The 21,846-nt window shown below is 68.4% G+C and carries 18 protein-coding genes; 8 read left to right on the forward strand and 10 right to left on the reverse strand.

The window, feature by feature from the left end:
* Nucleotides 1-30 precede the first annotated feature (30 nt).
* On the reverse strand, nt 31-2,670 hold the full coding sequence (locus tag PFX98_RS18515) for a PAS domain S-box protein (RefSeq protein WP_285231967.1): 2,640 nt from the start codon (nt 2,668-2,670) through the stop codon (nt 31-33).
* Between the two features lie 65 nt (nt 2,671-2,735).
* The gene (locus PFX98_RS18520) at nt 2,736-3,800 is read right to left on the reverse strand and encodes a S1C family serine protease (protein WP_285231968.1); all 1,065 of its coding nucleotides are present in this window, start codon (nt 3,798-3,800) and stop codon (nt 2,736-2,738) included.
* Between the two features lie 75 nt (nt 3,801-3,875).
* Here PFX98_RS18520 and PFX98_RS18525 point away from each other — a divergent pair, with 75 nt between their 5' ends.
* The 4 genes from PFX98_RS18525 to upp all read left to right on the forward strand — a co-directional run bounded on the left by PFX98_RS18525 (nt 3,876) and on the right by upp (nt 7,305).
* Nucleotides 3,876-4,574, forward strand: a complete 699-nt coding sequence (locus PFX98_RS18525) for an acetyltransferase domain-containing protein (protein WP_285231969.1) — start codon at nt 3,876-3,878, stop codon at nt 4,572-4,574.
* 64 nt (nt 4,575-4,638) lie between these two features.
* Nucleotides 4,639-5,832 (forward strand): glycerophosphodiester phosphodiesterase, encoded by a 1,194-nt coding sequence (locus PFX98_RS18530; protein WP_285231970.1) that lies wholly within the window; start codon nt 4,639-4,641, stop codon nt 5,830-5,832.
* A 49-nt stretch (nt 5,833-5,881) separates the two neighbouring features.
* Nucleotides 5,882-6,631 (forward strand): 23S rRNA (guanosine(2251)-2'-O)-methyltransferase RlmB, encoded by a 750-nt coding sequence (gene rlmB, locus PFX98_RS18535; protein WP_285231971.1) that lies wholly within the window; start codon nt 5,882-5,884, stop codon nt 6,629-6,631.
* Nucleotides 6,632-6,675: 44 nt separating this feature from the next.
* On the forward strand, nt 6,676-7,305 hold the full coding sequence (upp, locus tag PFX98_RS18540) for a uracil phosphoribosyltransferase (protein WP_285231972.1): 630 nt from the start codon (nt 6,676-6,678) through the stop codon (nt 7,303-7,305).
* Nucleotides 7,306-7,317: 12 nt separating this feature from the next.
* On the opposite strand, the gene PFX98_RS18545 is transcribed toward upp, so the two are convergent.
* From PFX98_RS18545 to PFX98_RS18555, 3 genes are read right to left on the reverse strand one after another with little or no spacing between them, the layout of a single operon-like run.
* Nucleotides 7,318-7,860 carry a chromate transporter gene (locus PFX98_RS18545; RefSeq protein WP_285231973.1) on the reverse strand — a complete coding sequence of 181 codons (543 nt, stop codon included), beginning with the start codon at nt 7,858-7,860 and terminating at the stop codon, nt 7,318-7,320.
* Between the two features lie 4 nt (nt 7,861-7,864).
* Entirely contained in the window at nt 7,865-8,431 is a 567-nt protein-coding gene (locus PFX98_RS18550) for a chromate transporter (protein ID WP_285231974.1), read from the reverse strand.
* Nucleotides 8,431-9,438, reverse strand: a complete 1,008-nt coding sequence (locus PFX98_RS18555) for a D-2-hydroxyacid dehydrogenase family protein (RefSeq protein WP_285231975.1) — start codon at nt 9,436-9,438, stop codon at nt 8,431-8,433. Before PFX98_RS18555 ends, PFX98_RS18550 begins: the two co-directional genes overlap by 1 nt.
* Before the next feature lie 120 nt (nt 9,439-9,558).
* On the opposite strand from PFX98_RS18555, the gene PFX98_RS18560 reads away from it, so the two are divergent.
* Nucleotides 9,559-10,065: a DUF1993 domain-containing protein gene (locus PFX98_RS18560; RefSeq protein WP_285231976.1), complete on the forward strand. Its 507-nt coding sequence runs from the start codon at nt 9,559-9,561 to the stop codon at nt 10,063-10,065.
* A gap of 4 nt (nt 10,066-10,069) precedes the next feature.
* Here the strand turns inward: PFX98_RS18560 and PFX98_RS18565 are convergent, their stop codons facing one another.
* The gene (locus PFX98_RS18565; protein WP_285231977.1) at nt 10,070-10,390 is read right to left on the reverse strand and encodes a hypothetical protein; all 321 of its coding nucleotides are present in this window, start codon (nt 10,388-10,390) and stop codon (nt 10,070-10,072) included.
* Complete coding sequence (locus PFX98_RS18570; protein ID WP_285231978.1) at nt 10,381-10,845, reverse strand: hypothetical protein; 465 nt, start codon at nt 10,843-10,845, stop codon at nt 10,381-10,383. Before PFX98_RS18570 ends, PFX98_RS18565 begins: the two co-directional genes overlap by 10 nt.
* Nucleotides 10,846-11,060: 215 nt before the next feature.
* Between PFX98_RS18570 and PFX98_RS18575 the strand changes: the two genes are divergently transcribed.
* Nucleotides 11,061-12,458: a glycosyltransferase domain-containing protein gene (locus PFX98_RS18575; RefSeq protein ID WP_285231979.1), complete on the forward strand. Its 1,398-nt coding sequence runs from the start codon at nt 11,061-11,063 to the stop codon at nt 12,456-12,458.
* Between the two features lie 4 nt (nt 12,459-12,462).
* Here PFX98_RS18575 and PFX98_RS18580 read toward each other — a convergent pair whose 3' ends face one another.
* The 3 genes from PFX98_RS18580 to asnB are packed head-to-tail and all read right to left on the reverse strand — an operon-like array spanning nt 12,463 to nt 17,288.
* Complete coding sequence (locus PFX98_RS18580; RefSeq protein ID WP_285231980.1) at nt 12,463-13,131, reverse strand: FkbM family methyltransferase; 669 nt, start codon at nt 13,129-13,131, stop codon at nt 12,463-12,465.
* A 10-nt stretch (nt 13,132-13,141) separates the two neighbouring features.
* Nucleotides 13,142-13,819: an FkbM family methyltransferase gene (locus PFX98_RS18585; protein WP_285231981.1), complete on the reverse strand. Its 678-nt coding sequence runs from the start codon at nt 13,817-13,819 to the stop codon at nt 13,142-13,144.
* 13 nt (nt 13,820-13,832) lie between these two features.
* Nucleotides 13,833-17,288: an asparagine synthase (glutamine-hydrolyzing) gene (gene asnB / locus PFX98_RS18590; protein ID WP_285231982.1), complete on the reverse strand. Its 3,456-nt coding sequence runs from the start codon at nt 17,286-17,288 to the stop codon at nt 13,833-13,835.
* Nucleotides 17,289-17,560: 272 nt separating this feature from the next.
* On the opposite strand from asnB, the gene PFX98_RS18595 reads away from it, so the two are divergent.
* Together PFX98_RS18595 and PFX98_RS18600 are read left to right on the forward strand one after the other, a co-directional pair.
* Nucleotides 17,561-19,453, forward strand: a complete 1,893-nt coding sequence (locus PFX98_RS18595; protein WP_285231983.1) for an O-linked N-acetylglucosamine transferase, SPINDLY family protein — start codon at nt 17,561-17,563, stop codon at nt 19,451-19,453.
* A gap of 29 nt (nt 19,454-19,482) precedes the next feature.
* Nucleotides 19,483-21,846 carry a type I secretion system permease/ATPase gene (locus PFX98_RS18600; protein WP_285231984.1) on the forward strand — a complete coding sequence of 788 codons (2,364 nt, stop codon included), beginning with the start codon at nt 19,483-19,485 and terminating at the stop codon, nt 21,844-21,846.

Genomic DNA, 21,846 nt, shown 5'->3' on the forward strand with positions numbered 1-21,846 from the left:
GGCAGAGCGCGGGCGCCCGCTGAGGCGCGCTCAATGCCCCTTCAACTCGGGCGCCACGCGCGGCAGCCGGAACACGAAGCGGCTGCCCCGGCCGGGTTCGCTGTGCAGCTCCACATGGCCGCCCAGGATGTCGGTGATGATGTTGTAGACGATGTTGAGCCCGAGGCCGGTACCGCCGCGCCCCATCTTGGTGGTGAAGAAGGGGTCGAAGGCGCGGCGCCGCACCTCCTCGCTCATGCCCAGGCCGTCGTCGGCCACCACCAGCTCGAACTGCTGCGCGTCCAGCGCGCGTGCGCTGATGCTGAGCTCGCCGCTGTCGCGGCCCTCGAAGGCATGCAGCAGGGCGTTCAGCATCAGATTGCTGAGCACCTGGCTGAGCGGACCGGGGTAGCCGTCCAGCTCGAGCTCAGGCGGGATGTCGGTGCGGATGCGGTAGGGCGTGGTCTTCCAGCGCGCCCGCATCAGGCTCAGCACATCGTCCACCACCGCGTCGAGGCGGTACTGGCGGCGCTGCACGCTGGTCTGGTCCACCGAGAGCTGCTTGAAGTGCGTCACCAGTTCGTTGGCCGTGCCCAGGCCGCGCAGCAGGATCGCGGTGGCGGCGCCGGCATCGTCCAGATAGGAGGCCAGGCTGGAGCGGCGCATATGGCCCTCCACAAAGGCCTGGCGGGTCTCGCGCGTGCGCTCGTCCAGCGTCGAGGCGGTGGTGAGGCAGTTGCCCAGCGGCGTGTTGAGCTCATGCGCCACGCCCGCCACCAGCGAGCCCAGCGCGGCCAGTTTTTCCGAGCGCAGCAGCTCGTCCTGGGCGCGGTGCAGATGGGCCAGCGCCTCACGCAGCTCGGCGGTGCGCCGGCTCACCCGGCTCTCGAGCTCGGCATGCAGTTCATGCGATTGCCGCTCGGCCTGGCGCTGCGCGCTGATGTCGCGTGCCACACCCAGATAGCCGAGCGGCGTGCCATGGCGGTCGCGCACATGGGTGACGCTCAGGGAGACCGCCAGGGCCTGGCCGTCGCGGCGCAGATAGGTCCATTCGCGCGTCTCGATGCCATCGCGCTGCGCCAGCGCCACAAAGGTCTCGAAGCCCTGGATGGGGCGCCCCAGTTCGGCGCTGAGCGCCAAGCCGCGTGCCTCGACCTCGGCCGGCAGGTGCAGCAGGGCCGGGCTCTTGCCCAGCATGTCCTCCTCGCGGTAGTCCAGCATGCGCTCGGCGCCGCGGTTGAACAGCATCATGCGGCCCTGCAGATCGGTGGCGATGATGGCCACCTCGATGGCCGCATCGAGCAGGGCCTGCAGGCGATCGCGCGCCTGCATCAGATCGGCCTGGGACTGGCGCAGCGCGGCCTCCGCCTGCTTGGCCGGCGTGATGTTGCGGCCGGTGCCGCGGTAGCCGCGGAACACGCCGTCGGCATCGAAGATCGGCGTGCCGGACACGCTCACATGGCGCAGCGTGCCGTCTTCGGTGTACTGCGAATACTCGAGGTCGCGGAAGGGCTCGTGTCGCGCCAGCTGCGCCTTGTGCGCCTCCCAGTCGACGCCGGGCGCGATCGCCGGCGACTCCCAGCGCCGGTGGCCCAGCACGCTGCTGCTGTGCACATTGGAGGCCTCCTCGGCGGTGCGCGAGATGTAGGTGAAGCGCAGCTCGGCGTCCTGCTCCCAGACCCAGTCGCTGGCCAGCGCGGCGAGGCTGCGAAAACGCGCCTGCGATTCCTGCAGCTGCTGGCTGGCCTGGCGGCCCGTTTCGATCTCATGGGCCAGGGCCTCGTTGCGCTGGCTCAGCACATGGCGCTGCCGGCCCAGCAGGGCGAGCAGGGCGGTGACCAGGGCCGCGCCGATCAGGCTGGCCATCACATCGGCCGACTGCCAGGCCAGGCCGCTCTCCCAGCCCCCCTGGGGCAGGGCCAGCAGGGTCCACAGGCCGCCCGGCAGCTGCGCCACCTGCCGCACCGCGCCGGCCTCGGCCAGCCTGGTCTCGCCCCAGATATGGCGCGCCGCCTGCCGGCCCTCGCGCTCGTCGACGATCTCGAGCGCCAGCCCGGCCTGGCGCTCCAGGCCGGCGACCTGCATGAAGCGCTCCAGGTCCGCCACCACCGACACCACGCCCCAATAGCGCTGGCCGTCCGGCGCGGCGGCATCGCGCAGGAACACCGGCGTGCGCTGGATGATGCCCATGCCGCCCTGCACCAGCACCACCGGCGCGACGATCAGCGGCCCGCGCTGCGCGCGCGCCGCCTGCACCTGCGCCCATTGCGCCGGGATGCTGCGGTAGACCAGGCCGAACACGCGCTCGTTGCCGGCGCGTGGGAACACATGGCGGGCCACGTCGTCGGGCGCCGCCACCACGCTGCGCAGCTGCGGCACGAGCTTGACGGCACGGCTGGTGAGGCGCTCGAAACGCTCCTCGGAGATGTCGCCATCAAGCTGGATCATGGCCTCCAGCCCGAGGGTGGGGCTGAAGGTGCTTTGTGCGGTGGCCTCGATGCGGGCGCGCAGCAGGGTCAGCTGTGCCTCGAGCTGGCCGCGCGCGGCGGCGCGGTCGGTCTGCAGATGCAGGCGCAGCAGGCCGGCCACGATCAGCGCCCCCACCAGCACGCTCAGCAGCGCCGGCCAGTACCAGACCAGCAGGGCCCAGGGCCGTCTGGGCGCGGCGGGTGGCGGGTGGGGCGGGATCATCCTGGCGAGGCGGCTCGGTGACAGTGGCGCGGGCCCGGCCACGGTATCACAGCTACCTCGCTGGCCTAGTCGGATGCGGCCAACACCAGCGCCTGTCTGCGCGTCTTGCCGTTGTTCCAGAGCGTGAGCGTGACGCGCTCGCCGACCTGGCGGCGCTCCAGCAGGGCCAGCATGTCGTCGAGATCGGCGATCGCCTCGTCGTTGATCGCGGTGATCACGTCGCCATGCACGATGCGGCCGTCGCGCGCCCGCGTGAAGGGCTGCAGCCCGGCCTCGGCGGCGGGGCTGCGCGCGCCCACGCCGACGATGGCCACGCCCTTGGGCAGGCGCAGCGCCTGCTGCAGCTGGGCCGAGCCCGAGGTCACGCCGATGGCCGGGCGAATGTAGCGTCCGTCCTTGATGAGCCTGGGCACGACGCGGTTGACCTCGTCCACCGGGATGGCGAAGCCGATGCCGGCGCTGGCGCCGCTGGGGCTGTAGATCTGCGTGTTGACGCCGATCAGCCGCCCGGCCGAATCGAGCAGGGGGCCGCCCGAGTTGCCGGGGTTGATGGCGGCATCGGTCTGGATCACGCCGCGGATGGCGCGCCGGTTCACCGATTCGATCTCGCGGTTGAGCGCCGAGACGATGCCGCGCGTCAGCGTCTGGTCCAGGCCGAAGGGGTTGCCGATCGCGTACACGCCCTGGCCCACCTGCAGCTCGCGGCTGCTGCCGATAGCGATGGGCACCAGCTTCTCGCGCGGCGCCTCGATGCGCAGCACCGCGAGGTCGCGGTCGGGGAAGGCGCCCACTAGCCGGGCAGCGTAGCTGCTCTGGTCGGCGAGCGTCACGCGCGCCGCGTCGCCGCCCTGGATGACGTGGTAGTTGGTGACGATGTGGCCGCGCTCGTCCCAGATGAAGCCGGTGCCGGTGCCGCGCGGCACCTGCTGCACGTCCAGCGAGAAGAAGTCGCGCTGCACGTCCAGCGTGGTGATGTGCACCACCGAGGGCGAGCTCTTCTTGAACACGCTGATGTTGTTGAGCTCGGCGGCGTCGAGCGCGCCGCGCGGCTGCACCGGACGCTGGGCCGCGGCGGGCAGGGCGGCCAGCAGCGCGGCACAGAGCAGGAAGAGGGTGGGCAAACGTCGCATGGGGTCAGATGTTGCCGGCTAGACTGCGGCCATTCGTTTTGCGTGGCTTCTATTTTGACCGCTCCGAACTCTCGCATGCCACGCCTGGACGCCTTGCGCGGCCTGGCGATGCTGTGGATGACGCTGTTCCACTTCGGCTTCGACCTCAACCATGCCGGCCTGATACGGCAGGATTTCTACCGCGACCCCTTCTGGACCTGGCAGCGCACGGCCATCGTCAGCCTGTTCCTGCTCTGCGCCGGCCTGGGCCAGGCGGTGGCGGTGGCGCAGGGTCAGCGCTGGCCGCGCTTCTGGAAGCGCTGGGCCCAGGTGGCGGGCTGCGCCCTGCTGGTATCGCTGGGCTCCTGGTGGATGTTTCCGCGCAGCTACATCAGCTTCGGCGTGCTGCATGGCATGGCGCTGATGCTCTTGCTGCTGCGCTGGGCCGGCCCGCGCCTGCCCGGCTGGGCCCTGCTGGGCCTGGCCCTGCTGGCGCTGGCGGCGCCGCAGCTCTGGCAGCACGCCTTCTTCGACAGCCGCTGGACCAACTGGGTCGGGCTGGTCACGCGCAAGCCCGTCACCGAGGACTATGTGCCGCTGCTGCCCTGGCTGGGCGTGATGCTGCTGGGCTTTGCGCTCGGCCGGGCCTGGCTGGCGCGGCAGCGCGTGCTGCAGGGCGGCATCGCGGCGCCGCTGCGGCCGCTGGCCTGGCTGGGCGGCTGGTCGCTGAGCTATTACATGCTGCACCAGCCGGTGCTGCTGGGCCTGCTTTATCTGTATCAGCGCTTGATCTAGCAGCTTCATCAGCCTGTCACCTCCTGTTCGAACAATGCGGTGTTGTTCAACGGAGGTGAAGACGATGAATTCGATGCAGCGTGCGGCCGTGGCCGCGGCGGTGATTGGCCTGATGCTGAGCGCCTGTGGCGGCAGCGACGACCTGGATCCCCTGCCGACCCTGGATGGTCAGCAGCCCCTGGTGGTGGGGCACCGCGGTGCCTCGGGCTATCTGCCCGAAGAGACGCTGGAGGCCTATGCGCTGGCGATCGAGCAGGGCGCCGATGTGGTGGAGCCCGACCTGATCTCCACCAAGGATGGCGTGCTGATCGCAAGACATGACCCCAACCTGGCCTACAGCACCGATGTGGCCAGCCATCCCGAATTTGCCGCGCGCAAGAAGACCATGGCGGTGGACGGCGAGCTGCAGGAGGGCTGGTTCGCCAGCGACTTCACGCTCGCCGAGATCAAGACCCTGGGCGGCCTGATCACCGATGCCGAGCGCCCGCAGGGCAACAACGGCAAGTTCAAGCTCATCACCTTCCAGGAACTGATCGATCTGGTGAAGGCCAAGAGCAAGGAGAAGGGGCGCAGCATCGCGGTCTATCCCGAGACCAAGAACCCCAGCTTCCACCGCGACCTCGGCCTGCCGCTGGAAGACAAGCTGATCGCCCTGCTGGACGCCGCCGGCTGGAATGCCAAGGATGCGCCGGTGTTCGTGCAGAGCTTCGAGCCCGGCAGCCTGAAATACCTGAAGAGCAAGGGCCTGAAGACGCGCCTGATCCAGCTCATCGACGCCGACGACGTGGACCTCAAGACCGGCAAGCTCACCTATGTGGCGCCCTACGACCGGCCCTACGACTGGTTCAAGGCCGGCGACAAGCGCCTGTTCAGCGACATGGTCACGCCCGCCGGCCTGGCCGAGATCAAGAGCTATGCCGACGGCATCGGCCCCTGGAAGCCCTATATCGTGCCGGTGAAGGGCGTGCTGAATGCCGATGGCTCGTTGAAGGACCAGAACGGGGACGGCAAGACCAACTGGGCCGACGCCAACACGCAGGCGCCCACCAGCCTGATCGCCGACGCGCACAAGGCCGGCCTGTTCGTGCATGCCTACACCTTCCGCAACGAGAAGCGCCGCCTGGCCTTCGACTATGGCGGCGATCCGCAGAAGGAGTACCTGCAGTTCTACCGCCTGGGGCTGGACGGCCTGTTCTCGGACTTCCCCGACACCGCCCTGGCCGCGCGCGCTGCCTATTTGAAGGAAATGGGCCGCTGATGAGGCCCGCGCCGCCGGGCGCAAGGCCCGGCGGCGCTACGATGGGCGCATGAGCGCTAGCAAACACATTCTCTTCGGCTTCCACGCCGTCACGGTGCGGCTCAAGACCGCCGCCGCTTCCATCTCCGAAATCCACATCGACCAGACGCGCCGCGACCAGCGCATGCGCCAGTTCGTCGAGCGCTGCAAGGAGGCGGGCGTGAAGCTGGTGGAGAGCGACGACGAGCGCCTGCACAAGCTCTGCGGCACGCATCGCCACCAGGGCGTGGTGGCACGCGTGAGCGCGCTGCAGCAGCATCACTCGCTGGACGATGTGCTGGACGAGGTGGAAGCTGCGGAAGCCGCCCCGCTGGTGCTGGTGCTGGACGGCGTGACCGACCCGCACAATCTGGGCGCCTGCCTGCGTGTGGCCGATGGTGCCGGCGCGCATGCGGTGGTGGCGCCCAAGGACCATGCGGTTGGGCTGAACGCCACCGTGGCCAAGGTGGCCAGCGGCGCGGCCGAGACCGTGCCCTATCTGATGGTCACCAACCTGGCGCGCACGCTGGGTGAGCTGAAGGAGCGCAATATCTGGGTCATAGGCACCTCCGACCAGGCCGAGAAGTCCATCTACGACCTGGACCTCAAGGGCCCGGTGGCGCTGGTGCTGGGTGCCGAGGGCGAGGGCATGCGCGCGCTCACCGCCAAGACCTGCGACGAGCTGGTGCGCATCCCCATGAAGGGCGCGGTGGAGAGCCTCAACGTCTCGGTGGCGGCAGGGGTTTGCCTCTACGAGGCGCTACGCCAGCGCGGACAGTGAGCAGGGATAATCTGACCATTCAGTAAGAAAGCAGAGTTCTCATCATGGCCGTCATCGAAGTCCACCACCCCCTCGTCAAACACAAGATCGGCCTGATGCGCGAGGCCGATATCTCGACCAAGAAGTTCCGCGAGCTCACCGGCGAGGTGGCGCGTCTCTTGGCTTACGAGGCCACGGCCGACTTTCCGCTCGAGAAAACCACCATCGAATGCTGGAGCGGCCCGACCGAGATCGACCAGATCGCCGGCCGCAAGGTCACCGTGGTGCCCATCCTGCGCGCCGGCCTGGGCATGCTGGATGGCGTGCTGGACATGATGCCCAATGCCAAGGTCAGCGTGGTGGGCCTGGCGCGCGACCACGAGACGCTCAAGCCGGTGAACTACTTCGACCGCTTCGTCGGCCAGCTGGACGAGCGCACCGCCCTCATCATCGACCCCATGCTGGCCACCGCCGGCTCGATGATCGCCACCGTGGATCTGCTCAAGGCGCGCGGTTGCAAGGACATCCGCGCCCTGGTGCTGGTGGCCGCGCCCGAGGGCGTGAAGGCGCTGAACGAGGCCCACCCCGAGGTGCGCTGCTGGACCGCCGCGATCGACAGCCATTTGAACGAGCATGGCTACATCATCCCGGGCCTGGGCGATGCGGGCGACAAGATCTTCGGAACGAAGGAGTGAGCTCCTTCTAGCTCACACCCAGCCCAGCGCCCCCACCACCCCACCCGCCAGCACCATCCACACCAGGCCGAGCTTGGTGCGCAGCGTGAGTGCGAGCGTCACGGCGATCAGCGCCAGCGTGGCCAGCCGGTGTTCCGGTGCGGCCACATAGGGTGCCGCCAGCAGCCAGCCGGTGGCCACGATCAGCCCCAGCGTCAGCGGTGCCATGCCTTGCGTGAAGGCGCGGATGCCGCGTGCCTGCTGGTGCTCGCGCGCCCAGCGCGTGGCCGCCAGCACCAGGGTGGTGGAGGGCAGCATGATGCCCGCCATGGCCGCCGCGGCGCCGGCCGGGCCCGCCACATTCCAGCCCAGCACCGCGACGAACAGGATGTTGGGCCCGGGCGCGGCCTGGGCCAGCGCGATCGAGCCGGTGAAATCGGTGTCGGACAGCCAATGTTGCTGGCCCACCAGATAGCGGTGCATCTCGGGCGCGGTGGTGATGGCGCCGCCGATCGAGAGCAGGGAGAGGCTCAGGAAGTGCAGGAACAGGGACAGCAGGTCGGGTGGCGGGGGCATGGGGTCAGTCCTTGCCCAATCGATGCCAGGCGAGCGCCATGCCCAGGCCTCCAATGCCCAGCACGGCCCAGATCAGCGGCAGGCGCAGCAACGCAATCGCCGCAAAGCCCAGCGCCGCCAGACCCAGGCTGACGCTGCGGCCCAGCACATTGGCCTTCAGGCCGCCCATCAGCTTGAGCCCGGTGGCCAGGATCAGGCCGGCCGCCACCGCGCCCATGCCGCGCAGCGCCCCCGCCACCAGGGGCTGGTGCAGGAACTGGCCGGTCAGGGCGGTGAGGCCCAGCACGATCGCGCAGGGCAGCACGAACATGCCGGCCAAGGCCGTGAAGGCACCGCGCAGGCCGAAGAAGCGGTCGCCAATCATCAGCGAGATGTTCACCACATTGGGGCCGGGCAGCACCTGGGCCACCGCCAGCACCTCCAGGAATTCGGCCCGGCTGAGCCAGCCCAGGCGGTCCACCAGCTCGCGCTGCGCCACCGCCAGCACGCCGCCGAAGCCCTGCAGGGCCAGCCGGTTGAAGGCCAGGTAGAGCGCCCAGAGGTCTTGCGGTGCGGCCCGCTCGCCGGCCATCAGCGCAGTACCTTCAGGGCGTCGGGGTTGACGATGTTGCTGGGCGCGCCGTTGATGAAGGCCAGCACATTGTCAAAGGCCGCGTCGAAGTAGAGCTCATAGCTGTCCTGCTCGACATAGCCGATATGCGGCGTGCAGACGGCGTTCTCCAGGCGCAGCAGCGGATGGCCCTGCAGAATCGGCTCGCTCTCGAACACGTCCACCGCCGCCATGCCGGGGCGGCCGCGGTTGAGCGCCGAGACCAGGGCGCCGTCGGCCAGCAGCTCGGCGCGCGAGGTGTTGACGAACAGGGCGGTGGGCTTCATGCGCGCCAGGTCTTCGGGCGTAACCATGCCGCGCGTGGCCTCGCTCAGGCGCAGGTGCAGGCTCAGCACATCGCAGCCCTCGAAGAAGGCCTCGCGGCTTTCGGCCGCCTCGTAGCCGTCCAGCGCGGCGCGGCCGCGCGAGGTCTCGCTGCCCCAGACCAGCACCTTCATGCCGAAGGCGCGCGCATAGCCCGCCACCATCTGGCCGATCTTGCCGTAGCCCCAGATGCCCAGGGTCTTGCCCTTGAGCACCATGCCGACACCGAAATTCGGCGGCATCGAGGCCGCCTTCAGGCCCGACTGCTGCCAGGCCCCATGCTTGAGATTGCCGATGTACTGGGGCAGCCGCCGCATCGAGGCCATGATCAGGGCCCAGGTCAGCTCGGCCGGCGCCACCGGCGAGCCCACGCCCTCGGCCACCGCGATGCCCAGCTTGGTGCAGGCCTCCACGTCGATGTGCGCGCCGACGCGGCCGGTCTGGGCGATCAGCTTCAGGCGCGGCAGCTTCTCGAGCAGCTGGCGCGGGAACTGGGTGCGTTCGCGTATCAGCACCAGCACATCGGCATCGCGCAGGCGCACCGACAGCTGGCCGATGCCCTTCACCGTGTTGGTGAAGACCTTGGCATTGAGCGCGTCCAGCTTGGTTGCGCAGCGGAGCTTGCGCACCGCGTCCTGGTAGTCGTCGAGAATGATGATGTTCATGGCGTGCGCCTGGGATTGTGCCTTGTGCGCGGGGTGATGGCGTCCGGGTCAGCACGCACTTGCGCGAATCTCGCTAGCATCGTGCCACCCTAACCCGACAGGCCCGCCGAGGAGACCCCCATGAGTATCAATATGCACAGCGCCAGCAGCCCCGTGTTCGTGAAGATGCTGGGCAATATGTTGCATTGGTTGCAGCTCGCCCGTACCCATGCCGAGACCAAGAAGTTCGACACCTCGGTCTATCTGGGCCTGCGGCTGGCGCCCGACATGCTGCCCTTCTCGCGCCAGATCCAGATTGCCAGCGATGCCGCCAAGGGCTGCGTGGCGCGCCTGGCGGGCATCGAGATCCCGAAATGGGAAGACAACGAAGCCACGATGGACGAACTGGAGGCGCGCGTGCGCCGCACCATCGACTTCGTCAACTCGGTGCCGGCCGAGCAGCTGATCGGCAGCGAGGAGCGCGTGATCGAGCTGGTGATGCGCAATGGCACGGTGCTGAAGTACAGCGGCGAGGACTTTCTGCGCCATTACGCCACGCCGAACTTCTACTTCCACGTCACCACCACCTATGCCTTGCTGCGCCATGCCGGTGTGAGCCTGGGCAAGCCAGACTATCTGGGGCGCTGAGGCTTCAGCCGAACATGCTGTCCAGCGCCGCCTGCATGGACTGGCGGTGCTGGCTCTGGCGCTCGAGGTCCTCGTCGGGCAGGGCGGCGAGTATGCAGCCGCGCAGCAGCCAGAGCTCGATCGGTTCGCAGGCCTGGCGCACCAGGTGCTGCAGTTCGGCACCGCGCTCGCCCGGCAGTTCGGCGGCGGCGCGCATGAAGCTGAGTTTCAGGTCCACGAAGGCGCGGCGTGCGGCGATGCGGCCGCGCCGCTCGCCGGGCTGGCCCGCCGAGGCATAGGCCCAGGGCGGCAGAAAGCCGGGAATCTCGCGCAGCGTCAGTTGCACGGCCGGCCCCCGCGCCGCTCGGCGCCGCGGCGGTTCACCGCCACCGGCTTGAACGGGAAATGCCGGTTCAGCCGCGCCAGGCGCTGCTCGGCCTCCCATTGGCTGTGGCTGCGCGCCACTTGGGTGTAGATGCCGGCGCGCAGATGCCAGAAGTCGCGCAGGCTGCGGCTGCGCATGACGCTGCGCTTGAGCTCCTGCACGCCCGGGCCGTCCGCATCCAGATCGTCCAGGCAGGCCAGGAAGGCCGCGCGCAGCTCGGGCAGCTTGCCCAGCGAGGACTGCGTCGAGCCCCAGGGGTCGGCGTCACCGGGCAGCCAGCGCAGCAGGCTTTGCAAGATCGAATCATGCGAGCGCCGCGCCGGCGGGCTCGCCGTCACGCCGGCAAACGCGGTCATGGCTTCGCCCAACGCATCGGTATCGCTGCGCACCCAACGAGAGAAAATCGCATTGATCATGTTCGGGATTCTTGTGGTGACGCGCCACCCTCCTCCGGGTGGGGCTCGTCAGGATTTTGAGCAGGGTCAGGTCTTGCTGATGCGATGAAATGGGCCGCCCGGGCCGCGCAGTACGGGGCCTGATCAGGGAAGTCCCGCATTCAGAAGCAAAGATGCCCGTTCCTCGGGGTGCAAATCCAGCGCTTCGGCGCCGCGCCGCCGCCTAATATGCGCGCATGAGTTCGAACACCTCACGCACGCGCCTGGTCGTCTATACCGTGTTGACCGGATCCAAGGAGGCGCTGGGCAACCCGCTGGCGCAGCTGCCGCCGGATGCCAGCTCAGACCTGGACATCGATTTCGTCTGCTTCACCGACAACCGCGCACTGAGCTCGCCGGTCTGGAGCTTCCGCTACCTCGACCGCCTGCCGCTGCCGCCCGAGAAGGCGTCGCGCCGGCCCAAGGCGATGCCGCAGGACTATCTGCCCGAGTGGGAGTACAGCCTCTACATCGACAACATCGTGCTGTTCAAGCGCCTGCCGCAGGCGGCGGACCTGCGCACCGAGCGGCCCTACCTGTTCAAGCTCTTCAAGCACCCGACGCGCAGCAACCCCCTGCAGGAGGCCGAGGCGATCCTGCAGATCGGCTACGAGAAGGCCGAGCGCGTGGCCGCCCAGCTGGACTTCTACGCCAAGCTGATGCCGCTGGAGGAGATCACGCCGCTGAGCACCTGCACGGTGATGCTGCGCCAGCATGGCCATGCGCAGGTGCAGGGTTTTGGGCGCACCTGGTGGGAGCAGATCCTGAACTTCTGCAAGCGCGACCAGATGTCCTTCGACTTCTCGCTCAAGTCCAGCGGCGCCGCGGTGGAGTATTTCCCGGGCACCATGGGCGACAGCGAGCTGGTCTACAAGACCGTCAACATGCATGCCGGCCGCGTGCTGGCCAATTTCGACCCGGTGCGCTACGGCTGGATGCATCGCGACGACCCCGAGGCAAGACGTGACCCCCGGGCGCATTACCTGAAGGCCGGCCAGCACACCGGCCAGGACTATGCGGCGCGTTCCGAGCTGCTGGAATTTCTCAGCTACCGCTATGGCTCCAGCCTGGGCAACCAGGTGGCGCCGCGGCGCAATCTGGCCGCGCCGCTACAGCTGCTGTTGCAACCCTACCGGTTGGAGGCGCAGGGCCGCATGCTGATCGTGCGCGTGCTGGCCGAGGGCGAAACCGCCTTCGACGCCGCCGAGGCCGGCCAGGCCGAGGTCGTGCTGGCGACCTTCATGGGCGCCAAGTACGAGGGCGTGCGCCTGGAGCTGACGAGCGCCCAGCTCGCCTCCGGCACGATCCGCCTGCAGCCCGACGCACGCGGCTACGAGCTGGTGGTCTTGCTGGGCCTGCCCGGCGAGTTGCTGACCCAGGCCTATGCCATGCTGGTGCCGGTGCTCACCGCTGCGCGTGGCCTGCTGTGCGCGATCGCCTGCACGCCGGCCGCGGTGATGGACGTGGCGCGGGTGGAGCAGGCCATGCTGCAGCTGCGCGGCAGCTGCCTCACCGGCGTGCAGCAAAGCCTGCACGACAGCCTGGAGCAGCCGTTGCGGAACAGCCTCCTGAGCTTCGAGTGGGGTGGCGGCTGAGGCCTTACTTGACCGCCACCAGATCCTTGCGGATGAAGAGGGCGTTGCCGGCCTGTTCGGGGTAGCCGAAGTAGACGTCGTTGAGCGTGAAGCCGATGGCGTCGAGGAAATGGCAGTAGCTCAGGAAGGGCACCTGGCCGGCGTAGAGCTCGTTGCGCATCACCTCGGTGTAGATGTACTTGAACTGCGGCAGGCTGCGCGCCGCGCCGCGGAAGATCTGGAACTCCGCGCCCTGGCAGTCCAGAAACATCAGGTCCAGCGCCTGCACCGCGGCCCCATGGCCGTTGGCCTGCACCAGGGCCAGCACATCGTCCACCGTCGACGAGACGACGTTGACGGTGTGGGTGAAATGCACGCCCGGGTTGACCGCCAGATGCGTGCCCGGCGCCAGGATGCTGCTGCTCATGCCGCCATTGCTGGCGACGTGAAAGGGGTAGGTCTTGCCCGAGGTCTCCGCGCACAAGGTGTTCACGGCGATGTAGTGGGGCACCAGGCTGCAGTTCTTCGCCAGGTTGGCGAAGGGCTCGGGCAGGGGCTCGACGAACACGCCGGCGCGGATGCCGTTCTCGGCAAACTCGCGCAGCTCCTGGCCGTAGCTGGCGCCCAGCTGCAGCACGCCGACGGGGGCGGGCAGACCCAGTTCGCGCAAACGTGGAAAGAGCGAAAAGGTCATGCGTTGGCTCCTAGAACCAGATCCGCAGCGGAACCTGGTCGTGAACGATTTGTGCCTTCAGCCGCGCCTCAAGTTCGCGGTAGACCGCGCCCTTGGGTTCGGCCATGTACTGCGAGTGGAACTCGATGTAGGCGGCGTCCAGCAGCTTGTGGGCGCCGCGCGCGATCAGGTCGGGCAGCACCTCGTACTCGCCGCCCTCGATGTCGAGCTTGAGCACCACGCTGGGATAGCGGGCGCGCGCGTCCTCGATCAGCTGCGCCAGCGAGAAGCAGGGCACGTCGAGCGCGGTGGCGGCGTTGGCGGCGTAGTACTTGCTGTTGTGCTCGGCCAGCATCGAGCCGCCCTGCGAGGTCGGGTCCTGCTCCAGGCCGAAGAACTGCACCACGCCGACCTTGGTGCCGGCGGCCTGTTTGAGCAGCTCGATGCGACCCTCGCCGGCGGCCACGATCTTCTCCAGCGCCGGCCAGCAATTGGGGTTGGGCTCGATCAGCACATAGTCGAAGTCGCGCGGCAGGAAGTAGCGCGAGAACTGGCCAAAGCCCTGGCCCAGATTGGAGCCGCAGTCGATGAACAGGCCGCGCTGCGGCGTGCCAGCGGCCTGCAGGCGCGCCGTGATGCCCTTGGCATCCTCGCCGGCCTGGCGCTCCAGCGCCTGCACATAGTCCTGAAAGCTGGCTGTTGCACTCATGGCGGCCGGCCGTTCAGAAGGCGCGCAGATGCAGGTCGGGCAGCTGGGGCACGTTGGGACGGTCCAGCGGGCCGGGGATGGGCTCGTTGGAATGGCCGTAGAAGCTGGCCGAGCTGATGCGCATCCAGGTCAGCTCCAGCAGGCGTGGGAAGGGCACGCCGCCGATCATCACCATGCCGCCGGCATTGTTGGCATGCAGGTGCACGACGCGGTGCGTCTCGTTGAGCTTGCTGAAGACGCCGAACACGGTGTCGAAGAAGGCGCGGTCGGGCAGCTGGTGGAAGTCGTGGAACTCGCCGGTCAGCACCTCGAAGCGGGCCAGGTCGGCGCTGTCGGCCGCGCTCAGGCAGGACCATTCGGCGCCCTCGGTGTCGAACTTCAGGATCGGATGGCGCGCCTGGCTCCAGTCCAGCATGCCCACCATGGTCTTCAGCGAGACCAGCGGTGCGCTGTCGCTGGCGCCCCAGCCCTGGCGATGGAACTGGCAGTTGGGGTGGCGGCTCGGGCTGCCCTCGATGGTGTGGTCGAACTGCAGCACGCGCGCGCCCAGGCCGGCCAGCTCGTCGTCGAAGCTGACCTCGTCGCCGATGCCGATCGACAGCACCGTGTTGCTGCGGCGCGAGGAGCTGGGCATCACATAGCCGCCGTCATGCGGGGCACCGATGCGCACCTTGACGTCGCTGTTCATCTGCCAGGGGCGGATCAGGTTCAGCAAGGCATAGAGGTCGAATGGGGTCACGGGACGCTCCGCGGGTTTGGGCATGGGAGGAGGTGGGGTGATGGCCGGCGCCGCCTCTTGCGCATTCTGCCCGCCGAGGAACTGCGTCTGGCCGAACAGCTTGGCGGTGTGCAGAAAGGTCGAATTCGAGGTGCTCATGATGGCCGTCCGTGACAGGATGAGTTGATCGACAAAGCCTTCCACCACCGAGGCGGAGGGGCGCGAGATATTGAAGGGGAACTGGCGGCCGTTGCCGTCCTGGGTCCACTGGTTCCAGCCCGCCTCGGCCACCATCTTCTCGGGGAAGGCGGTCTTCGTGAACACGGCGCAGTTGGGCAGGGTGGCAAAGCGAGCGTTGACCTCGGCATCGTCGGAGCAGACGAAGAAGCGCGTGCTGCTGCCCTGGGCCTGCTTGAAGAGGGCCTGGTCGTCGACGCGGTCGCCGAAGTCGGTCTTGCGGATATGCAGGCCCACCACCTCGGGGCCGATGTGGTGCTGCTGGCAGAAGTCCAGCGCGCGCCTGGCCGCAACAGCGTTCGGGCGCAGCTGGGCCAGCGCCTGGCGCAGGTCTTCAAAGCTGGCGAAGCCGGGGATCAGGTTGTTGTAGTAGACGACGCTGCGGCCGCTGGCAAAGTGGCGCGCATAGTCCTCATAGCCCTGCAACTGGCGGTTGATGACCAGGTGCTCGCCGGAGAAGCCGACCTGGTTCTCATGCATCAGCAGCAGATGCTCGGCCTCGCGCGCCTTGTAATGGTCGATGCCCAGCTCGTCCACCGGCAGCTCGCATTCGAACAGCTCGTGGAAGGCCGCGCCGCACCAGTTGTTGATGGGCCAGGAGATGCGCCAGTCGCCGCCGAACTTGTTGCGCAGCACCAGGGCAAAGGCGAGGGCGTTGAAACGGTTGCTCAGGCCCCCGTCGCACAGGACATGATGAATCGTCACGGGGGTCTCCGCTGGGGTGATCACGGGGGTCAGGGGCTTGGGCAGCTGTTTGGGCAAGTACGCGGGCAGCACCTCGGCCCACCACAGCAGCAGCACCGCCAGGTTCCAGGCCTTGAAGACCGGCACACTGCCGGGCTGCTCGTAGTACTGCGTGAGGGTGGCGCGCACCGCGTCCAGGTCCATCACGCCGTCCAGGTTTCCATGGCGCAGCTGCTCAATGGCGCCAGCCAAGCGCTCGCGCAGCGGTGCCAGGAAGAAGGCCGGCGGCACGGTGAAACCCATCTTGGGGCGCTCCAGCACCGAGCGCGGCAGCTGGGGCTGCATCAGATCGCGCAGCACCTGCTTGGAGGCGCCGGGCGTGGGGATCTTGAGCTCGCGCGGCAGGCGCGCGGCGAACTCGAACACCTTCAGGTCCAGGAAGGGGAAGCGGCCCTCGAGCGAATGCGCCATTGCAATCTTGTCGGCCTTCATCATCAGGTCTTCGGGCAGCCAGGTGTGCAGCTCGAAGTTCTGCATGCCCGAGAGCAGGCTGTCGGCCCGGTCGAAATGCGGGCGGAAGCGCAGGTGCTGCAGCGGCATGGCCTTGTCGCGCAGCCACTGCGGGGCCTCGATATTGTTGGCACTGCGCTGGAAGAACTCGACGAAGGCCTGGTCGCGCCCCAGGCCCGGCACGGTGGCGAGCTGGTGGTGGCCATAGCCGGCAAAGAGCTCGTCGCCGCCTTCGCCCGACAGCACCACGGTGACGTCCTCGCGGATGCGCTGACACAAGCGCGAGAGCGCAAAGCAGGCGGGGTCGGCGATCGGTTCGTCGAGCTCGCGCAGCACGCGGTCCATGCCGCCGCGCAGCTCGTCTTGCGTGATGCACAGCTCCACATAGTCGAGCTCGAAGCGCTGCGCCACATCGCGCGAGAAGCTGAACTCGTTGACCTCGGGGAAGCCGATGCTGTAGGCCTTCAGGTGCGCGCCGGCCTTGTGCACATAGGCGGCGATGCTGGAGGAATCCAGGCCGCCGGAGAGCAGCACGCCGATCGGCACCTCGCCCATCAGCTGGCCCTTCACCGAGCTGGCCAGCAGCGCATCCAGCTCTTCCACATAGTCGTGCGTCGGGCGGCTCAGCGCCGGCTCGGTGATTTCCAGCCGGGCATAGGGCCGCAGTTCGCGGCGCTGGCCGTTCACGAAGCGCAGCAGATGGCCGGCCGGCAGCTTCTCGATGCGCTGGAACAGGGTGCGCGGCGCCAGGTTGTAGCGGAACGCCAGGTAGTCCTGCAGGCCGGCGGCATCGGGCGTCAGGTCCAGGCCCTCCAGGCCCAGCAGGCCCTTGAGCTCGGAGGCGAAGGCGATGCAGTGCGCGTCTTCGTAGACATAGAGGGGCTTGGCGCCGAAACGGTCGCGCGCCAGCACGAAGCTCTTGTCAGCCTCGTTCCAGATGCACAGGCCGAACATGCCGTTCAGTGCGGCGAAGGCGGCGTCGCCCTGGGCCAGGTGGCTGGCCAGCACCACCTCGGTGTCGGTGTGGCTCTTGAACGGGAACTTGCCCTCTAGCGGCGCACGCAGTTCCTGCCAGTTGTAGACCTCGCCGTTGTAGACGATGCCGCTGCCGCCGTCGGGTGCGTAAAAGGGCTGGTTGCCGCTGCTGGCGCGGTCCACGATGGCCAGGCGCAGGTTCACGAAGGCGGCGCGCTCGCTGCGGTGCACGCCGAAGGCATCCGGGCCGCGGTGATGCATGCTGAGGCGGAAATGCTCCACCGCGCGGTCAATGCGCCCGCTGTCGGCGGCTTCTTTCAGCCAGATTCCCGCAATTCCGCACATGCCAACACTCCCTGTTGCGCGCTGGATGAGCGGCGCAGACCACAATCTGCTGGCGATTATGGTGGGGCCCATGCGCCAACTTGAGCCGGAACAACGCAGGGAACACCGCCCAAATCCGCACCGCGTTGGAAGCCGGCAAGCCTGGAAATAGGGGTGGATTGAGGGGGCTAATCGGCGGCCGCGGCGCGGGGTGCGAGGCTACGATTGGGCAACATCGCCGTGGACCCTGCGGGTTCGCGTGCCCTTTTTTTACCTTTGCCGGTACTTCCGTCATGGACATGTCCCAGCCCGATCTCAAGACCCTGACCGCCTCCGAAGCCCAGGCCGCCGCCAAGGCGGAGCTGATTGCGCGCGCCGGCAAGCCGGGTCAGGTGAGCCTGGCGGATGTGATGGAGACCGCCAGCGCCTGGCAGCAGGCCGGCCAGTTGGAGCCCGCCGCCCAGCTCTACCAGGCCTGGATCGCCGCCAACGATTCGCCGCTCAAGCCCCTGGCCTGCTACAACTGGGGCACCATCCTGGGCGCGCTGCGGCGTGCCGCCGAGGCCGAGCAGGCCTATCTGATGGCCTTGCAGCTCAAGCCGGGCTTTGCCCAGGCGCAGCTGAACCTGGGCCACCAGCGCGAGCATCTGGGCCGCGTCGAGGAGGCGCTGGCCTGCTGGCAGGCGGTGGTGGCGCTGCAAGCCCCGTTCGAGACCATGGGCGTGGACGTGCTGAGCCTGCGCCTGCATGCCCTCAACAATATGGCGCGGCTGCTGGAAGAGCAGCGCCGCTACGAGGAATCGCAGGCCTGCATGCGCCAGAGCCTGATGCTCAAGGCCGACCAGTCCGACGTGCTGCAGCACTATGTGCACATCCGCCAGAAGCAATGCGACTGGCCGGTCTACCAGCCCGTCGGCGAGGTCACGCACAACCAACTGCTGCGCAGCACCTCGCTGCTGGCCACGCTCAGCGCCAGCGACGATCCGGCCGTGCAGCTGATGATTGCGCAGCGCTTCGTGCACGAGAAGGTGCTGGCCTACAAGGGCAAGCCCCTGCACGAGGCAGCCGCAGCGGCCAAGCCACGCAGCGGCAAGATCAAGATCGGCTATCTCTCGGGCGACCTCTGCATGCACGCGGTGGGCCTGCTGACGCCCGAGCTGTTCGAGCTGCACGACCGTGAGCGTTTCGAGGTCACGGCCTTCTGCTGGAGCCGCGAGGACGGCAGCGCGCAGCGCGCCCGCATCCTCAAGGCCATGGATCAGCATGTGCGCCTGGCCGGCGTGGACGACCAGACCGCCGCGCGCCTGATCGCCGAGGCCGGCATCGACATCCTGGTGGACCTGCAGGGCCTCACCAGCGGCGCGCGCCCCAACATCCTGGTGCAGCGCCCCGCGCCCATCCAGGTCAGCTACCTGGGCCTGCCCGCCACCTCGGCCATCCCGGGCGTGGACTGGATCATCGCGGACCGCTTCGCGATGCCCGAGGACTATCTGCCCTACTGCACCGAGAAGCCGATCTACCTGCCGCATTGCTACCAGGTCAGCGACCGCCAGCGCGTCATCGGCGCGCGTCCCACGCGCGCCCAGTACGGCCTGCCGGAAGACGCCTTCGTGTTCTGCTCCTTCAACAACAACCACAAGTTCAGCGAAGAGATGTTCCGCTGCTGGATGCGGGTGCTGTCGGCGGTGCGGGGCAGTGTGCTGTGGCTGCTGGCCGACAACGCCTGGGCCAAGGCCAATATGCTGCGCGTCGCCGCCGAGTACGGCGTCGGCGAGGAACGCCTGATCTTCGCGCCGCGCGTGGCGCCGCCCGAGTATCTGGCGCGCTTCGTGCTGGCCGACCTGGTGCTGGACACCTTCCCCTACAACGCCGGCACCACCGCCAGCGACTGCCTGTGGATGAACACGCCGATGCTGACGCGCGCTGGCCGCAGCTATATCTCGCGCATGGCCGGCAGCCTGCTGACGAATGTGGGCTTGCCGGACCTGGTGACCTATTCTTTGGCCGAGTACGAGCAGCGCGCCATCCAGATCGGCCAGCAGCCGGCGAGGGCGGCCTCCTACCGCCGCTATCTCGAAGAGCATGGCCATGCCTCGCCGCTGTTCGATATTCCCGGCATGGTGCGCGATCTGGAAGCGCAGTTCGAATCCATTGCGCTGGCGGCACGTCAGCGTCAGGGCGGCTGAACCGCAAGCGAGCAGGAATGGGTTGATCGGTGACACAACGCAAAGACCCCTTCTTCGACGGTGGCCAGCGCGCGACGCGGGCCGCCCCGCCGAGCCTGCGCCTGGCCGATCCGGCGCCCGCGCCTGCCGACCCCGGCCATGCCGCCGATCCGCTGCTGGATGAGCGCGCCGAGCTGAGCGTCGACCCCCTGCTGGCCGCGCTGGCCTGGCTGACGCGCCACCATGGCCGCGCCCGCTCGCCCGAATCGCTGCGCGCCGGCATGCCGGTGGAGGGCGCGCTGGCGCCCAGCCAGGCGCTGCGCATGATGCGCGAGGCCGGCTACAACGCCGGCCTGCTGCGCAAGCCGATCGAGGACATCAGCCCCTTGCTGCTGCCCGCGGTGCTGCTGCTCAAGGAGGGCGATGCCTGCCTGCTGGTCAAGCACCTGGAACCCGATGCCCAGGGCATGCCGCGCTTCGAGGTGGTGTTCCCGGGCGAGCAGGCCCAGGCCTGCGCCGCCAGCCTGGCCGAGCTGGAGCCCGAATACAGCGGCTTCATGATCGCGGTGACGCCGCAGGAGCAGTCCCAGGCCCAGCAGCGCAGCGATGCCCTGCTGCCGCCGATGAGCCAGCATTGGCTGTGGGGCACGCTCAAGCGCTTCACGCCCTATTACCGTGCCGCCATGCTGGCGGCCCTGCTCAGCAATGTGCTGATGCTGGTGTCGGGCCTGGTGACCTCGGTGATCTACGACAAGGTGATCCCGCACCAGGCCACGGTGACGCTGTGGACGCTGGCGATCGGCGCGGCCATCGCGCTGGTGTTCGACCTGGTGGCGCGGCAGCTGCGCAGCTATCTGATCGATCTGGCCGGCCGCAAGGCCGACCTCATCATCGGCTCCAAGCTGTTCCGCCAGACCCTGGGCGTGCGCATGGAGCACAAGCCGCAGTCGGCCGGCTCCTACGCGCATTACTTGGCGCAGGTGGAGGTGGTGCGCGACTTCTTCACCTCGGCCACCATGTCGGCGCTCTCGGACCTGCCCTTCGTGCTGGTGTTCGTGGCCATGACCTTTGTGATCGGCGGGCCGCTGGGCTGGGTGCTGGTGTTTGTGATCCCGATGGTGATCGCGGTCAACATCGCCATCCAGGGCTATCTGCGCAAGGCCATGCACACCAATATGGCCGAGATGGCCGATCTGCACGGCACCCTGGTGGAGGCGATCGAAGGCCTCGAAGACCTCAAGACCTCGGGCGCCGAGGGCCGCTTCCTGCGCCGTTATGAGAACGGCCTGTCGATCGCCGCCGCCTCCTCGCTGCGCGCGCGCTACCTCACCAGCTGGAGCGGCAATATCTCCGCCAGCCTGCAACAGGCCATCACCCTGGTGATGCTGGTGTGGGGCGTCTACCTGATCAAGGATGGCGAGATCACCTCGGGCGCCCTGATCGGCGCGGTGATGTTCGCCGGCCGCGCGCTGGCACCGCTGGGCAGCCTGGTGGCGCTGGCCTCGCGCTACCAGGGCGCGCGCAACGCCATGATCTCGCTGGACCAGATGATGAACGCGCCGAATGAGCGCGAGGCCAGCCGCAACTATGTGCCGCTCAGCAAGCTGAACGGCCGCCTCGGTCTGCACGAGGTTGGCTTTGCCTACCCGCCGGTGGGGCAGGTCGCCTCGCCCAAGGTGCTGAAGGGCGTGAGCCTGAAGATCGAGCCGGGCGAGCGCGTCGCCGTGCTGGGCCGCATCGGCAGCGGCAAGAGCACCATCCTGCGCCTGCTGGCCGGGCTCTACCAGCCCACCGAGGGCATGGTGGAGGTGGACGGCATCGACCTGCGCCAGATCGACCCGGCCGAGTTCCGCGCCCGCGTCGGCTTCGTCTCGCAGGAGCCGCGCCTGTTCCACGGCACGCTGCGCGACAACGTGCTGATGGGCCGCGCCCACCTGGATGCCTCGCACCTGGTGGAGGTGGCCAAGCTCACTGGCCTGGACCGCGTGGTCGCCGCGCATCCGCTCGGCTGGGATCTGCCGGTGGGCGAGATGGGCGGCCTGCTGTCGGGCGGCCAGCGCCAGCTGGTGGCGCTGGCGCGCAGCCTCGTCACCAAGCCGCAGATCCTGCTGATGGACGAGCCCACCAGCTCGATGGACGCGCAGTCCGAAATGGCCTTCCTGCGCCAGCTGCGCGATGCCGCCGGCGCCTGCACCCTGATCGTGGTGACGCACCGCCCGGCGGTGCTGGAGCTGGTGCAGCGCGTGATGGTGATCGACAGCGGCAAGCTGGTGGTGGACGGCCCGCGCGACCAGGTGCTGGCCGCGCTCTCGGGCGTCAAGCCCACGGCGGCCGCCGGCGGGGATGGTGCGGGCGCCTCCAATCTGCATATGCATCCGGCCACCCAGCCGGTGCAGCGTTCGGCATCGGTCTGA

The organism is Paucibacter sediminis (assembly GCF_030254645.1).
GTDB lineage: Bacteria > Pseudomonadota > Gammaproteobacteria > Burkholderiales > Burkholderiaceae_C > Paucibacter_B > Paucibacter_B sediminis.

Excerpts from the sequence above, each read along its gene's own strand:
- PFX98_RS18515 (WP_285231967.1), bottom strand. The coding sequence starts at position 2,670 with ATGATCCCGCCCCACCCGCCACCCGCCGCGCCCAGACGGCCCTGGGCC.
- PFX98_RS18520 (WP_285231968.1), bottom strand. The coding sequence starts at position 3,800 with ATGCGACGTTTGCCCACCCTCTTCCTGCTCTGTGCCGCGCTGCTGGCC.
- PFX98_RS18525 (WP_285231969.1), top strand. The coding sequence starts at position 3,876 with ATGCCACGCCTGGACGCCTTGCGCGGCCTGGCGATGCTGTGGATGACG.
- PFX98_RS18530 (WP_285231970.1), top strand. The coding sequence starts at position 4,639 with ATGAATTCGATGCAGCGTGCGGCCGTGGCCGCGGCGGTGATTGGCCTG.
- rlmB (WP_285231971.1), top strand. The coding sequence starts at position 5,882 with ATGAGCGCTAGCAAACACATTCTCTTCGGCTTCCACGCCGTCACGGTG.
- upp (WP_285231972.1), top strand. The coding sequence starts at position 6,676 with ATGGCCGTCATCGAAGTCCACCACCCCCTCGTCAAACACAAGATCGGC.
- PFX98_RS18545 (WP_285231973.1), bottom strand. The coding sequence starts at position 7,860 with ATGCCCCCGCCACCCGACCTGCTGTCCCTGTTCCTGCACTTCCTGAGC.
- PFX98_RS18550 (WP_285231974.1), bottom strand. The coding sequence starts at position 8,431 with ATGGCCGGCGAGCGGGCCGCACCGCAAGACCTCTGGGCGCTCTACCTG.
- PFX98_RS18555 (WP_285231975.1), bottom strand. The coding sequence starts at position 9,438 with ATGAACATCATCATTCTCGACGACTACCAGGACGCGGTGCGCAAGCTC.
- PFX98_RS18560 (WP_285231976.1), top strand. The coding sequence starts at position 9,559 with ATGAGTATCAATATGCACAGCGCCAGCAGCCCCGTGTTCGTGAAGATG.
- PFX98_RS18570 (WP_285231978.1), bottom strand. The coding sequence starts at position 10,845 with ATGATCAATGCGATTTTCTCTCGTTGGGTGCGCAGCGATACCGATGCG.
- PFX98_RS18575 (WP_285231979.1), top strand. The coding sequence starts at position 11,061 with ATGAGTTCGAACACCTCACGCACGCGCCTGGTCGTCTATACCGTGTTG.
- PFX98_RS18580 (WP_285231980.1), bottom strand. The coding sequence starts at position 13,131 with ATGACCTTTTCGCTCTTTCCACGTTTGCGCGAACTGGGTCTGCCCGCC.
- PFX98_RS18585 (WP_285231981.1), bottom strand. The coding sequence starts at position 13,819 with ATGAGTGCAACAGCCAGCTTTCAGGACTATGTGCAGGCGCTGGAGCGC.
- asnB (WP_285231982.1), bottom strand. The coding sequence starts at position 17,288 with ATGTGCGGAATTGCGGGAATCTGGCTGAAAGAAGCCGCCGACAGCGGG.
- PFX98_RS18595 (WP_285231983.1), top strand. The coding sequence starts at position 17,561 with ATGGACATGTCCCAGCCCGATCTCAAGACCCTGACCGCCTCCGAAGCC.